At 74.7% G+C, this 13,637-nt stretch carries 9 protein-coding genes and 1 pseudogene; 8 read left to right on the forward strand and 2 right to left on the reverse strand.

The window, feature by feature from the left end; genetic code table 11:
* Positions 1 to 112: 112 nt before the first annotated feature.
* Positions 113 to 1,564 carry an MFS transporter gene (locus SNE206_RS06300; RefSeq protein ID WP_407912350.1) on the reverse strand — a complete coding sequence of 484 codons (1,452 nt, stop codon included), beginning with the start codon at positions 1,562 to 1,564 and terminating at the stop codon, positions 113 to 115.
* Positions 1,565 to 1,665: 101 nt separating this feature from the next.
* Between SNE206_RS06300 and SNE206_RS06305 the strand changes: the two genes are divergently transcribed.
* From SNE206_RS06305 to SNE206_RS06330, 6 genes and pseudogenes are all read left to right on the forward strand, one after another.
* Positions 1,666 to 2,601 carry a helix-turn-helix transcriptional regulator gene (locus tag SNE206_RS06305; RefSeq protein ID WP_407912351.1) on the forward strand — a complete coding sequence of 312 codons (936 nt, stop codon included), beginning with the start codon at positions 1,666 to 1,668 and terminating at the stop codon, positions 2,599 to 2,601.
* Positions 2,602 to 2,872: 271 nt separating this feature from the next.
* Positions 2,873 to 3,946, forward strand: coding sequence for a tRNA dihydrouridine synthase DusB (gene dusB, locus SNE206_RS06310; RefSeq protein WP_407912476.1), 1,074 nt, complete (start codon positions 2,873 to 2,875; stop codon positions 3,944 to 3,946).
* A 563-nt stretch (positions 3,947 to 4,509) separates the two neighbouring features.
* Complete coding sequence (gene ppdK, locus SNE206_RS06315) at positions 4,510 to 7,218, forward strand: pyruvate, phosphate dikinase (protein ID WP_407912352.1); 2,709 nt, start codon at positions 4,510 to 4,512, stop codon at positions 7,216 to 7,218.
* A 269-nt stretch (positions 7,219 to 7,487) separates the two neighbouring features.
* Positions 7,488 to 7,970: a ribonuclease domain-containing protein gene (locus tag SNE206_RS06320; protein WP_407912353.1), complete on the forward strand. Its 483-nt coding sequence runs from the start codon at positions 7,488 to 7,490 to the stop codon at positions 7,968 to 7,970.
* A 61-nt stretch (positions 7,971 to 8,031) separates the two neighbouring features.
* Positions 8,032 to 8,934 (forward strand): annotated as a pseudogene (locus SNE206_RS06325) (ADP-ribosylglycohydrolase family protein); the annotation flags it as partial.
* A gap of 419 nt (positions 8,935 to 9,353) precedes the next feature.
* The gene (locus SNE206_RS06330; protein WP_407912354.1) at positions 9,354 to 10,049 is read left to right on the forward strand and encodes an MOSC domain-containing protein; all 696 of its coding nucleotides are present in this window, start codon (positions 9,354 to 9,356) and stop codon (positions 10,047 to 10,049) included.
* Between the two features lie 76 nt (positions 10,050 to 10,125).
* Here SNE206_RS06330 and SNE206_RS06335 read toward each other — a convergent pair whose 3' ends face one another.
* The gene (locus SNE206_RS06335; protein ID WP_407912355.1) at positions 10,126 to 10,845 is read right to left on the reverse strand and encodes a GNAT family N-acetyltransferase; all 720 of its coding nucleotides are present in this window, start codon (positions 10,843 to 10,845) and stop codon (positions 10,126 to 10,128) included.
* A 688-nt stretch (positions 10,846 to 11,533) separates the two neighbouring features.
* Between SNE206_RS06335 and SNE206_RS06340 the strand changes: the two genes are divergently transcribed.
* Both SNE206_RS06340 and SNE206_RS06345 read left to right on the forward strand, forming a co-directional pair.
* Positions 11,534 to 12,478, forward strand: coding sequence for a PAC2 family protein (locus SNE206_RS06340; protein WP_407912356.1), 945 nt, complete (start codon positions 11,534 to 11,536; stop codon positions 12,476 to 12,478).
* A gap of 79 nt (positions 12,479 to 12,557) precedes the next feature.
* On the forward strand, positions 12,558 to 13,532 hold the full coding sequence (locus SNE206_RS06345) for an SGNH/GDSL hydrolase family protein (protein WP_407912357.1): 975 nt from the start codon (positions 12,558 to 12,560) through the stop codon (positions 13,530 to 13,532).
* Positions 13,533 to 13,637: the final 105 nt, after the last annotated feature.

Below are 13,637 nucleotides of genomic sequence, written 5' to 3' on the forward strand. Positions count from 1 at the left end.
GTCCCATCCGCGGCCGGGCGCCCGCCGCCGGTTTTCGGCCGCCGGTCCCGCCCGGTGCCCGCCGCCGCGCCGGGACTCGGCAGGGCGACGGGTCCGGCGGCCCGGGGAGCACTCACCCGACCGAGCGCGGCAGGCGGGCGCTCAGCACCACGATCGCGGCCGAGCCGACGAGTTGCAGGGCCAGCACGAGGGCCAGCGCCCGGTCCAGGCCCTGGCCCGGCGCCAGTGCGAGGAACAGCGTGCCGAGGGTCGCCACCCCCAGGGCCAGGCTCGACTGCTGAGCCGTCGCCAGCACGCCGCTGCCCACCCCGGCGCGCTCGGCCGGCACGGTGGAGAGGACCACCCGGAAGAGCGGCGTGCCCACCAGGCCCTGGCCGATCCCCGCGAGGGCGACCCCGGGCAGCATGCGCAGCGGCGAGAGGTGCGCCCCGTCGGAGAGGACGGTCGCGATCAGGGTGAGGAGGCCCAGCCCCTGGACGGCGCCGCCGGCCGTGATGACGCGGCTGCCGAACCGTCCGACCAGCCGGGGGCCGGAGAGCGAGGCCGCGAAGTAGCCGACGGCCATCGGCACGAGCGCCCAGCCGGCCGCGACCGGGCCCAGGTGCAGGCCCTGCTGCAGCATGATCGCGACGACGAACATGAAGCCGCCGAACCCGGTGAAGTACGGCAGGGCGATGCCCAGCCCGCGCCGCATCTCCGGGACGCGCAGCAGCGAGAGCGGGACGAGCGGGGTGCGGCCGGCCTGCTCGGCCCGCCGCTCGACGACGGCGAAGGCGGCCGCGAGCAGCGGGAAGGAGCCGAGCAGCAGCCACGTCCACAGCGGCCACCCGACCGCCCTGCCCTCCATGAGGGGGACGAACAGGGCCAGCAGGGCCGCCGTGAGCAGGGCCGTGCCCGGCAGGTCGACGCCGGCCGCCCGCGGCGCCCGGGTCTCCGGCACGTACCGGACGGCGAGCACGGCGGTCAGCAGCGCGAACGGCACGTTGACGAGGAACACCGCGCGCCAGCCCGTGCCGAACAGGTCGGCGGCGACCAGCAGGCCGCCCAGCACCTGCCCGATCACCACGGAGATCCCGCCGACGGCGCCGTAGATGCTCAGGGCCCGGGCCCGCTGCGCACCGGTGCCGGTCGCGGTGATGGTGGCGAGCACCTGCGGCAGCAGCAGTGCCGCGGCGGCGCCCTGCGCGACCCGGGCCGCGACGAGGATCCACGCGGTGGGGGCGATGCCGCAGGCGAGCGAGGTCAGGGTGAACGCGACGGCGCCCGCGACGAGCAGCCGCCGCCGGCCGAGGGCGTCGCCGAGCCTGCCGCCGAGCACGAGGAGCACGGCGAAGGCGATGCCGTACCCGGCGGCGACGAGCTCCAGCACGGCCGGGCCGGCCGCCAGGTCGTGGTCGATGGTGGGCAGCGCGACGTTGACGATGAAGAAGTCGAGCATCGGGAGGAAGGCGCCGAGCAGGACGGTCACGAGGCCGGCGGTGCCCAGGGAGACGGGGGCCGGGGCCGCCCCGGGGGCGGCAGCGGCGGAGGAAGGGGTCCGCGGGAGCGTCGGTTGCTGAGTCACGGGTCCTACGATCCGCGCCTGCGCACCCTGGTACCAGACAGGGTTTATCCAGGTATACCGAACACCTGGCACCGGGATCTCCGGAGGGGCATGCTGGTGCCATGGCTTCCACCACCCTGTCCGCCCAGCCGGCCCCGGCCGTCTTCGCCCCCGTAGCCCCGACAGCCCCCGCAGCTCCGTCGGCCCCCGTGGCCCCGGCCGCCCGGCAGCCCGCGGCCGCCCGCCGCCAGGAGCTGGCAGCCTTCCTGCGGAGCCGCCGGGAGCGGATCTCGCCCGAGCAGGTGGGCCTGCCCGAGACCGGGCGCCGCCGCACCCCGGGGCTGCGCCGCGAGGAGGTGGCGCAGCTGGCCACCGTGGGGGTCACCTGGTACACGTGGCTGGAGCAGGGCCGGGACATCCAGGTGTCGGCGCAGGTGCTGGGCTCGGTGGCCCGTGCGCTGCGGCTCGACCCGACCGAGCGGGCCCACCTCTTCGTCCTGGCCGGCGTGGACGACCCGGCCCCGGTCGTCGAGTGCGCCACGGTGACCCCGGCCGCGCGGGCGCTGCTGGTGCAGCTGGAGCCGTTGCCCGCGGCCGTGCTCAACAGCCGGTACGACATCCTCGCGTACAACCGCGCCTACACCTGGATCACGGGCGACCTCGACGCCCTGCCGCCGGAGGAGCGCAACCTCATGTGGCTGGCGTTCACCGACTCGGTCTTCCGCCGCACGCTGGTCGACGTCGACGAGGCGCACCCCGGCATGGTCGCGCGGTTCCGTGCGGCGATGGCCGACCACGGGTCCGAGCCGGCCTGGAAGTCGCTGCTGACGCGGCTGCGCCGGGTGTCGCCGGAGTTCGAGGCGGCGTGGGAGCGGCACGAGGTGGCGGGTCAGGGCAACGGGCTGAAGCGGTTCCTGCTGCCGGAGGCGGGCCTGCTGCGCTTCGAGTACACCAATCTGTGGCTGGGCCCGCGGCCCGGACCGCGGGTGGTCGCCTACACCCCGCAGGACGCGGAGACCCGGCAGGCGCTGGACCGGCTGGCGGCGGCCGGCGGCTGACCCGCCCCGGGGCCGGGCGGGCCGTCCGGCCGCGCGGGTGGGGGACAATGGGGAGTCCCGATTCCCCTCTGCCGAGGACCTGCCGCGCATGACCAGCACGCTCAGCACCTCCGACACCGACACCGCCGCCGCACCGGGCGCCACGCCGTCCGACGCACCGTCCCCGGCGCCGGGCGCCCTGCCCGGGGCCGCTTCCGCTCCCGCTCCCGGGGAGTTCGCACCGCTGGCGATCGGCCCGCTGGAGGTGTGGCCGCCGGTGGTGCTGGCACCGATGGCGGGGATCACCAACGCGCCGTTCCGTACGCTCTGCCGCGAGCAGAGCGGCGGCAAGGGCCTGTACGTCTCCGAGATGATCACCACCCGGGCGCTGGTCGAGCGGAACGCCAAGACCATGCAGCTGATCAGGTTCGACCCGAGCGAGAAGCCCCGGTCGATCCAGCTGTACGGCGTCGACCCGGTGACGGTCGGCCGGGCGGCCCGGATGATCGCGGACGAGGGCCTGGCGGACCACATCGACCTGAACTTCGGCTGCCCGGTGCCGAAGGTGACCCGCAAGGGCGGCGGTTCGGCCCTCCCCTACAAGCGGAACCTGCTGCGGGACATCCTGCGGGAGGCGGTCGCCAACGCGGGTGCGCTGCCGGTGACGATGAAGATGCGCAAGGGCATCGACGACGACCACCTGACCTTCCTCGACGCGGGCCGGATCGGCGCCGAGGAGGGGGTCTCGGCGATCGCCCTGCACGGCCGTACCGCCGCGCAGCACTACGGCGGCACCGCGGACTGGTCGGCGATCGCCCGGCTGCGCGAGGCGGTGCCGGCGGGGATCCCGGTGCTGGGCAACGGCGACATCTGGTCGGCGGGCGACGCCGTCCGCATGATGCGCGAGACCGGGTGCGACGGCGTGGTGGTGGGCCGCGGCTGCCTGGGGCGCCCCTGGCTGTTCAAGGACCTGGTCGCCGTCTTCGAGGGTGACGCCGGTCCGGCCCGCCCGTCCTTCGCCGAGGTGGCGCGGGCGATGGTGCGGCACGCCCAGCTGCTCGGCGAGTGGCTGGGGGACGAGGCCCGCGGCGTGATCGACTTCCGCAAGCACGTGGCCTGGTACACCAAGGGCTTCTCGGTCGGCTCGGAGCTGCGGGTGCGGCTGGCGAACGCCGGCTCGCTGGCCGAGCTGGCGGGGCTGCTGGCCCAGGTCGACCAGGAGCAGCTGTGGCCGACGGGGGCGGACGGGCCGCGCGGCCGGACCAGCGGCAACAACCGCGTGGTGCTGCCCGAGGGCTGGCTGGACGATCCGTACGACTGCGCGCGACCCTCGGGTGATGCCGAATCGGATACATCTGGCGGCTGACCGCTCCATTCCGTCGAAGTCGGGCCGGATCGGCGCCCTGCCGGTGCGGCGGAGCCCTCTTGGACCATCTGGCCAAGAGGGCTCCTTTGCGGCAGATTTCGGTGACGCTCCGGTGATGGTCTGCCACCGGAGAGTGCCGATCTTGGTCGGGGCGGCGGTTCGAGGGCTGAGATAAGGTCGTGACGCTTGCCACACGACGCGGGGGGTTGACGGCCGGTCAGATGGCCGGGGGGCACCCGGAGCGTGAATCGCTTCCCGAAGGGGGTGTCCGCCGGATCGGTGCACCTGGCTGCAGGAAATCAAACCGGGGAAACGTGGGCGGCGATCGACCGTTACTCCGTGTCCGGTTCCTGTGATCTTGGGGTTTCCATGCGTTCACTACTTGAACGTTTGCTCGCGTCATACGGACGATTTCCGCACCAGAGGTGAATGTCACTCCGGGCATTCGATCTGCCGGGTCCTGACGGTTCATCGAGCTCGTACGGCCTATTGGCGGCACGGAAGCGCCTTTGAAATGGGTATGTTCTCCGGCGTCAGGGCAACCGTGTGCGAGGAGACGACCCGTGGCGGCGAAGCAGAAGTTTGTTTACTCCTTCACCGAAGGAAACAAGGACCTCAAGGACCTTCTGGGCGGGAAGGGTGCCAACCTCGCCGAGATGACCAACCTGGGCCTCCCCGTCCCCCCGGGGTTCACCATCACCACGGAGGCGTGCAAGGTCTTCCTGGAGACGGGCAGCGAGCCCACCTCGCTGCACAAGGAGATCAGCAGCCACCTGACGGCCCTCGAAGCGGCGATGGGGAAGAAGCTCGGCCAGGCCGACGACCCGCTGCTGGTGTCCGTCCGTTCCGGTGCCAAGTTCTCCATGCCCGGCATGATGGACACCGTGCTCAACATCGGCCTCTCCGACGCCTCGGTGGCCGGCCTCGCCGCCCAGTCCGGCAACGAGCGCTTCGCGTGGGACTCCTACCGCCGCCTGGTCCAGATGTTCGGCAAGACCGTGCTGGGCGTCGACGGCGAGCTCTTCGAGGAGGCCCTCGACGCGTCCAAGCACGCCAAGGGCACCACCAGCGACCTCGACCTGACCGCCGACGACCTGCGCGCCCTGGTCGACACCTTCAAGGCGATCGTCGCCCGCGAGACCGGCCGGGACTTCCCGCAGGACCCGCGCGAGCAGATGGACCTCGCCATCCACGCCGTCTTCCACTCCTGGAACGGCGACCGCGCCCGCCTGTACCGCCGTCAGGAGCGCATCCCCAACGACCTGGGCACCGCGGTCAACGTCTGCAGCATGGTCTTCGGCAACCTCGGCGAGGACTCCGGCACCGGCGTCGCCTTCACCCGCGACCCCTCGACCGGCGCCGTCGGCGTGTACGGCGACTACCTCTCCAACGCCCAGGGCGAGGACGTCGTCGCCGGCATCCGCAACACCCTGCCGCTGGCCGAGCTGGAGAACCTCGACAAGAAGTCGTACGACGAGCTGATGGCGATCATGCAGAAGCTCGAACTGCACTACCACGACCTCTGCGACATCGAGTTCACCATCGAGCGCGGCAAGCTCTGGATGCTGCAGACCCGCATCGGCAAGCGCACCGCCGCGGCCGCCTTCCGGATCGCCGTGCAGCTCGTCGACCAGGGCCTGATCGACCTGGACGAGGCGCTCCACCGCGTCACCGGCAGCCAGCTCGCCCAGCTGATGTTCCCGCGGTTCGCCCCCGACGCCACGTCCAAGCAGGTCGCCTGGGGCCTCGCCGCCTCGCCCGGCGCCGCGATCGGCAAGGTCGTCTTCGACTCGTACACGGCCGTCAAGTGGTCGCGCTCCGGCGAGAAGGTCATCCTCGTCCGCCGCGAGACCAACCCCGACGACCTGGACGGCATGATCGCCGCCGAGGGCATCCTCACCTCGCGCGGCGGCAAGACCTCGCACGCGGCCGTGGTGGCCCGCGGCATGGGCAAGACCTGTGTCTGCGGCGCGGAGGAGCTGGAGGTCGACACCAAGCGCCGCCGCTTCACCACCGCCGCCGGGCAGGTCGTGGAGGAGGGCGACGTCGTCTCGATCGACGGCGCGACCGGCAAGGTCTACCTCGGCGAGGTACCCGTGCTGCCGTCCCCGGTGGTCGAGTACTTCGAGGGCACCCTGCACGCCGGCGCCGACGTCCAGGGCGGCCTCGTCCAGGCGGTGCACCGGCTGATGGCGCACGCCGACGTCCGCCGCCGCCTCGCGGTGCGGGCCAACGCAGACAACGCCGAGGACGGCGGGCGCGCCCGCCGCTACGGCGCCCAGGGCATCGGCCTGTGCCGCACCGAGCACATGTTCCTCGGCGAGGAGCGCCGCAAGGAGGTCGAGCACCTCATCCTGGCCGACAACGACAAGGACCGGGAGCTCGCCCTCTCCACCCTCCTCCCGCTGCAGAAGAGCGACTTCGTCGAGCTCTTCCAGGCGATGGACGGGCTGCCGGTCACCGTCCGGCTGCTCGACCCGCCGCTGCACGAGTTCCTGCCCGACATCACCGAGCTGTCGGTGCGCGTCGCCCTCGCCGAGGCCCGCAAGGACCCGAACGAGAACGACCTGCGCCTGCTCCAGGCCGTGCACCGGCTGCACGAGCAGAACCCGATGCTCGGCCTGCGCGGCGTACGCCTCGGCCTCGTCATCCCCGGCCTGTTCGGCATGCAGGTGCGGGCGATCGCGGAGGCCGCGGCCGAACGCCGGCTGGCCGGCGCCGACCCGCGTCCCGAGGTGATGATCCCGCTGGTCGGCACCGTCCAGGAGCTGGAACTGGTGCGCGACGAGTGCGAGCGGGTGCTCGCCGAGGTCGTGAGGTCCACCGGGGTGCAGCTCGACATCAAGCTCGGCACCATGATCGAGCTGCCGCGCGCCGCCGTGACCGCCGGTCAGATCGCCGAGGCCGCCGAGTTCTTCTCCTTCGGCACCAACGACCTGACGCAGACCGTGTGGGGCTTCTCCCGCGACGACGTCGAGGCGAGCTTCTTCACCGCGTACCTGGAGAAGGGCATCTTCGGGGTCAGCCCGTTCGAGACCATCGACCGCGACGGCGTCGGCGCGCTCGTCCGGCACGCCGTCGAGGCGGGCCGGGCCACCCGCCCCGACCTGAAGCTCGGGGTGTGCGGCGAGCACGGCGGAGACCCCGAATCGGTGCACTTCTTCCACGAGGTGGGGCTGGACTACGTATCCTGCTCTCCCTTCCGCATCCCGGTGGCGCGTCTGGAAGCAGGCCGCGCCGCCCTTCGGACGGCGGGCAGCGACGCGCGCTGACCGGGGGAGACCCCGCAGCGCGGTCCGTCGCTGACCGCACCCCTCCATCGGGGAGGGGCGTTCGACGGAGCTCGGCGCAGGAGAGCCGTCGGACGTGACAGCCGGGGCGGGTACGGACAACGGCGTCCGTACCCGCCCCGGCGGTGTTCTCCCGTGCGCTCCCGCCGGACCGGCCGCGCCGCCCACCGATGCTCCGGGTGCGTCCGAACGGGTGAGAAGAGGGCGCAGCGCGGCCCGGCGCGCTCCGCCGACCGGGCAAGCTGTGCGCCATGAGCAGCCGAAGCCGTTCGATCGCCGTCGCCGTCCTGCTGGTGTGCGGGATCGTCGTCGCCGCCGCGTACGCCCTGTACGACCGCAGCCCCGCACCGGCCCCGACCGCACAGCCGCCCGTGACCACCCCGGCCGCCGCCGGATCGCCCAGCAGCTCCCCGGCCGGCCCCGCCGGCGTCTGGATCCCGGACGACCCCGCCGTCGCGGACGTCTGCCGCACCCGCCTCCCCGCCCAGGCCGACGCCACCCTCGTGCTGATCACCCGCGGCGGCCCCTACCCCTACCGCTCCGACGGCATCGTCTTCGAGAACCGCGAGGGCCTGCTGCCGCGGCACGGCTCCGGCTACTACCACGAGTACACGGTCGTCACCCCGGGCTCCGGCGACCGGGGCACCCGGCGCATCGTCACCGGCGGTGCGGGGGAGCAGTACTGGACGGCCGACCACTACGCGAGTTTCCGCGAGATCGACCCCCGCTGCTGACCGGACCGGGGCCGGAATCCTCCTGGCCCGGCCCCCGGTCCGGCTGCCAGGATGGTCCGCGATGACACCCACCACCCCGACCGTTCCCGGTACCACCACTCCCGCCTCCGACTCCCTGCAGGGCCTGTCCGTCGGCGACGCGCTCGGCGCCCAGTTCTTCGTCCCCGCCAACCGCCCGTACCTCGGGCGCCGCCAGGACCCGCCCGGCACCTGGCCCTGGACCGACGACACCGAGATGGCCTGCTCCGTGCACGCGGCCCGGACCGAGCGCGGCCGCATCGACACCTTCGACCTCACCCACGCCTTCGCCCGCCGCCACGACTTCGACCGCGGCTACGGACCCGCCGCCAACCGCATGCTCCGGCTGGTCCGCGAGGGCGGCGACGCCCGCCGGCTCGCCGCGGAACTCTTCGACGGCCAGGGCTCGTACGGCAACGGCGCGGCCATGCGGGTCGCCCCGCTCGGTGCCGCCCACGCCGCCGACCCGGCGGGCGCCGTCCGGCCGGCCGCCGACACCGCGGCCGTCACCCACACCCACCCGCAGGCGGTGGACGGCGCCATCGCCGTCGCGGTGGCCGCGGCACTCGCCGCCGCCACCCGCGGCACGGCCCCCGCCCCGGCGGACCTCCTCGCCGAGGTCCGCCGGCTCACCCCGCACGGCGCCGTCCGCCGCGGCCTCGGCGAGGCCCTGGCCCTGCTCGGCACCGACGACCCGCACGCGGTCGCCGCGGTGCTCGGCAACGGCAGCCGGGTCAGTGCCGCCGACACCGTGCCGTTCGCGCTCTGGGCCGCCGCCCGGCACCTCGGCGACTTCCGCCGCGCGATCTGGGACACCGTCACCGCGGGCGGCGACGTCGACACCACGGCCGCCATCGTCGGCGGCGTCGTCGCGGCGCACACCGGCACGGCGGGCATCCCCGCCGCCTGGCTGGCCGCCCGCGAGCCGCTGCCCCGCTGGGCCGCTCCCGTACCGGGCTGCGTCGCCGGCCCGGGGCACCCGCCGGGCACGCCGATCCTGCTGCCCCGGCCGGTCGACCTGCCCGACCTGCGCTGGACGGACGAGGACTGGCAGCGCATCAGGACGGCCGGCCGCGACCCCGGCCCGGACCACCGCGCGTACACCGCCGAGGGGGTGCTCCACCTGACCGACCGCCGCACCGGGTACGGGCTGCTCGACGTCGAGGTGGCCGCGCTGCCCCGCACCGGCTGGCGCCCGGTGTCCGCGGTGGCCGAGGCCCATCCGGCGCGCTGCACCACCGCCCCGGCGGACCTCCTGGCCGTACTGCACCGGCTCTGAGCCCGCCCGCCGGGTGGCAGCAGCCGGGGGGACGGTTGTCAGGAAAACGACTGGGCACCGCGGCCCGACGCGCCTACGCTGCGCGCATGCCTCTGCTGCTCTCCGTCAACATCGGCCGCCCCCGCCCCAACCCCGCCAAGCCGGACACGGCCGGCACGGGGATCGACAAGCGGCCGGTCGACCATCCCGTGCGGCTGCGCGCGCCCGGCCCCAAGGGCACGGGCCTGCACAGCGGCCTCGTCGGTGACGCCGTGCTCGACACCCGCCACCACGGCGGCGACGACCAGGCGGTCTACGCGTACGGCCGGGAGGTGCTCGACCGCTGGGAGCAGGAACTCGGCCGCACCCTGTCGAACGGCAGCTTCGGCGAGAACCTCACCACCTCCGGCCTCGACGTCGACGGCGCGCTGATCGGCGAGCGCTGGCGGATCGGCGAGGAGGTGCTGCTGGAGGTGTCGGTGCCGCGCATCCCGTGCTCGACCTTCGCCGCCTGGCTGGACGAGCGCCGCTGGATGCACAGGTTCACCGCGGCCGCCGTGCCCGGCGCGTACCTGCGGATCATCGAGCCCGGCGAGATCCGCGGCGGCGACCCGATCACCGTGGAGCACCGGCCGGCGCACGACGTGACCGTCGAGCGCTGCTTCCGGGCGCTCACCCTCGACGCGGGTCTGCTGCCCGGGCTCGTCGACATCGCCGAGCTGCCGGAGGACGTCCGGGAGCTGGCGCGGCGACGCACCGGCGCGGACCCGGCCCCGTACGCCCCGGGGGACGACGAGGCCTGACCGCGTCCGGGCCCGTGCACGCGCACGTGGCCGGTGCGGCACGGGTCCGTACCGCACCGGCCACGGGACGCAGCGCTCAGGCGGGGATCAGCGGGCCGCCGTGTCTGAGGCACTCCTGGGTGAGGGCCGGGTCGGGGGCGCTCGGCGAGGTGGCGGCGGCGATCCGCAGCTCGATGATGTCGCGGACGGCCGGCCACTCCTCGTCGAGGATCGAGTAGAAGGCCGTCGAGCGGACGACGCCGTCCAGCCCGCGGGAGTGGGCCCGCCGCACGCCCTCGCAGGTGGCGCCGAGCCGTTCGATCGCCGCGCGGGAGCGCTGGTTGCGGGCGTCGGCGCGCAGCGAGATCCGCTGCACCCCCCAGCCCTCGAAGGCGTGGCGCAGCATCAGGAGCTTGGCCTCGGTGTTGATGCCGGTGCCCTGGGCGCGGGGGGAGAGCCAGGTGTTGCCGATCTCGGCGGCGTCCGGCACGGCGTCCCGGGGGTCGCCGAACGGCACGCCGGGCACCGGAGGCCACACGAGCGGGCCCTGCCAGTAGTCGAGTTCGAGGAAGCGGGTCGAGCCGACCACCCGGCCGTCGGCGGTGCCGACGGTCGCGAACGGCAGGGACCGGCCGGCGGCCTGGTCGGCGAGTGCCCTCGCGATGTACGCGCGGGCCGCTTCGAGCCCGTGCGGCACGGGGGTGAAGGCGTAGGTCGAACGGTCCTCTGCACCTGCCTCGGCCAGTGCCTCCGCGTGGTGCTCGGCGAGGGGCTCCAGCCGCACGGTGCGGCCGACGAGGGTGACGGGTACGGGCACGGATCCTTCGGTCCTTCGGCGTCGGAGGGACCCCCGGCCTTGGGTGCGGCGGCGAGGGCGGGGTGTTTCGCCCCGCGCAGGGGCCCGGCGCCCGTTCCCGCGCAGGCCTGAGGGGGCCGGGTGCGGTGGGGCGACGGCCCTGGAAGCGGGCAGCGCGGTGCCGGAACGGGCACGGGTCGACGACCCGGTCCGGCAGGGTGTGCGAGGGGACAGTGTGCGTCCGCGATATGGCCGAGAGGGAGACGTGAGCGCGAAGGGAAACAGGCGGCCAGGTGAAGGCAAGGTGCGCAGCGGGCTGGCCGCGCAGGCGTCCGGGACGTGGCCCGCGCCGTCACGGACGGCGTGGCGACGACGCGACGATGCGAGGCAGCGAGAGGACGATACCTGCAAGAAGGCGGTGCGTCACTTCGCGGCGCGAGATCGGGGGCGTGCGCGTGTCGGCGGCACGCCGCACAGGTGGTCCGGCGGGCTCCGCAACGCCCGCGTAACGACTCCGACCAGCGGTTTCGCGGCAGGTGAGAATATTCTGCAAGGGACGTGGAGACCTCGGGGCCGCGCCGGGAATGCCGACGGCCCCCGGCACGCTGCAGTGATCGGGCAGGCGTCCGGGGAGACGCCCGCCCGGGGCACCGCCGACGTGGGCCGGCCCCACTCAGGACGGACGAGACGGAACGGGGTTTGGTGCACCGTGCGTGATCCCAAGGAGCTGTACGAGCTGGATGCGGCGGGCGCGGAAGCGGTCGTCGCGGCGCAGGAGGCCGCAGCCGCGGCCGACGGCGGGCTGGTGCTCCTGTACCACTTCGAGGGCTTCATGGACGCGGGCGAGGCCGGCACCCAGGTCGTCGCGCACCTGCTGGAGCACGGTGCGCCGCAGGTCGTGGCGCGCTTCGACCACGACCGCCTCGTCGACTACCGGGCGCGCAGGCCCGCGATGGTGTTCGACAAGGAGCGCTGGACGGACTACGACCCGCCGGAGATCCTGCTGCAGCTGGTGCACGACGTCGTCGGCGCGCCGTTCCTCGTGCTGTCGGGCCCGGAGCCGGACACCGAGTGGGAGCTGTTCGCCGCCGCGGTGCGCGGCCTGATCGAGGAGTTCGAGGTCCGGCTGGCCGTCGACTTCCACGGCATCCCGATGGGGGTGCCGCACACCCGTCCGGTGGGCCTGACCCCGCACGGCACCCGGCTCGACCTGGCCCCCGGCTACCCGAAGTGGTTCGACCAGGCGCAGGTGCCCGGCAGCGCCCAGGCGCTGCTGGAGTTCCGGCTGGCCGAGTCCGGGCACGACGTGCTCGGCTTCGCCGTGCACGTGCCGCACTACATCGCCCGCTCGGCGTACCCGGCGGCCGCCGTGCTGATCATGGAGGCGGTGCAGTCGGCGACCGGCCTGGTGCTGCCCGGCACCGAGCTGCGGCTGCGCGTCGACGAGGTGCACGCCGAGATCGAGGAGCAGCTCGCCCAGGGCGACGGCGAGCTCACCTCCGCCATCCGCGGCATGGAGGGCCAGTACGACGCCGTCGCCGGCGCGGACGACCGGGAGAGCCTGCTCGCCCAGGCCGCCGACCTGCCGTCGGCCGACGAGCTGGGCCGGCGCTTCGAGGAGTTCCTCGCCGAGCACGAGCGCGACACCGAGTAGCCGCCGGTGCGCCCCCGGCCGTGCCGGGCCGTCCGCGTCCCGTAGGTTGGGCCGGTCAGGACCGGACCCGGGGGGACACGTGGGACGCAGGTACGGGGCGGCCGCCCTCGCGGCGGGTGCGCTGCTGCTCGCGGCGGGCTGCGGCGCCGCCGACGGGGGAGAGCGGTCCGCGGCGCCGCCGTCCGGCGCGCAGGCGTCGTCGGCCGCCCCGCCGCGCGTCGCCGGCCCGTACGCCGCGCTCGGCGACTCGTACACCTCCGGCCTCGGGGTGCCCCCGCGGGGCGGGAGCCCGGCCGGCTGCGGCCGGTCGGAGGTGAACTACCCGGCGCTCGTCGCGCAGGGCCTCGGGATCGCCCCGGCGGCCTTCACCGACGTCAGTTGCAGCGACGCCCGCACGGCCGACCTCGCGGCGGCCCAGCGGACCGCCGACGGCACCAACCCGCCGCAGCTGGACGCGCTCGGCGCGGACACCCGGCTGGTCACCCTGGGGATCGGCGGCAACGACGCCGGTTTCATGGACGTCGTCGCCCGCTGCGTGCGGGAGAACCTCCGGCCCGCGGCGGACGCCTCCGCCGCGCCCTGCCGGGCCGCCTACGCCGCGGACGGCGGCGCCGGCCCCGACGGGGTGCAGCGCGCGATCGGCACCGCCGGGGACGGGGTGGTGGCCGCCCTCACGGAGATCCGCCGCCGGGCGCCGCGGGCCGCGGTGTACGTGGTGGGCTACCCGGAGCTGCTGCCGGCCGATCCGGCCGGCTGCGCGGAGGCCGTCGGCGGCGTGATGGCCGCGGGCGACCTGCGCTTCCTGCGGGAGAAGCACCAGCAGCTGAACGCGGTGCTCCGGGACCGCGCCGCCGCGGCCGGGGCGGTCTTCGTCGACACGGCCGCCGCCTCGGCCGGCCACGACATGTGCGCGGGCGCCGCGGTGCGGTGGATCGAGCCCGTCCGGCCCGCGGCGGGGGCGGCGGCGCTGCACCCGAACGCGCGCGGCGAGAGCGGCATGGCGGCGGCGGTGCTGGCGGCGGTCCGCTCCGCGGGGGCCGCCGGGCAGCCGTGAGCCCCTGAACGAGGCTCCGGCCGTCCGCGGGTCAGGGCAGGGACTGCGGACGGCCGGAACCGGTCAGGGGCGGCGGGTCGTGCGTGTGGCCGGTGGCCGGTGGCC

It is taken from the genome of Kitasatospora sp. NE20-6 (assembly GCF_045862635.1).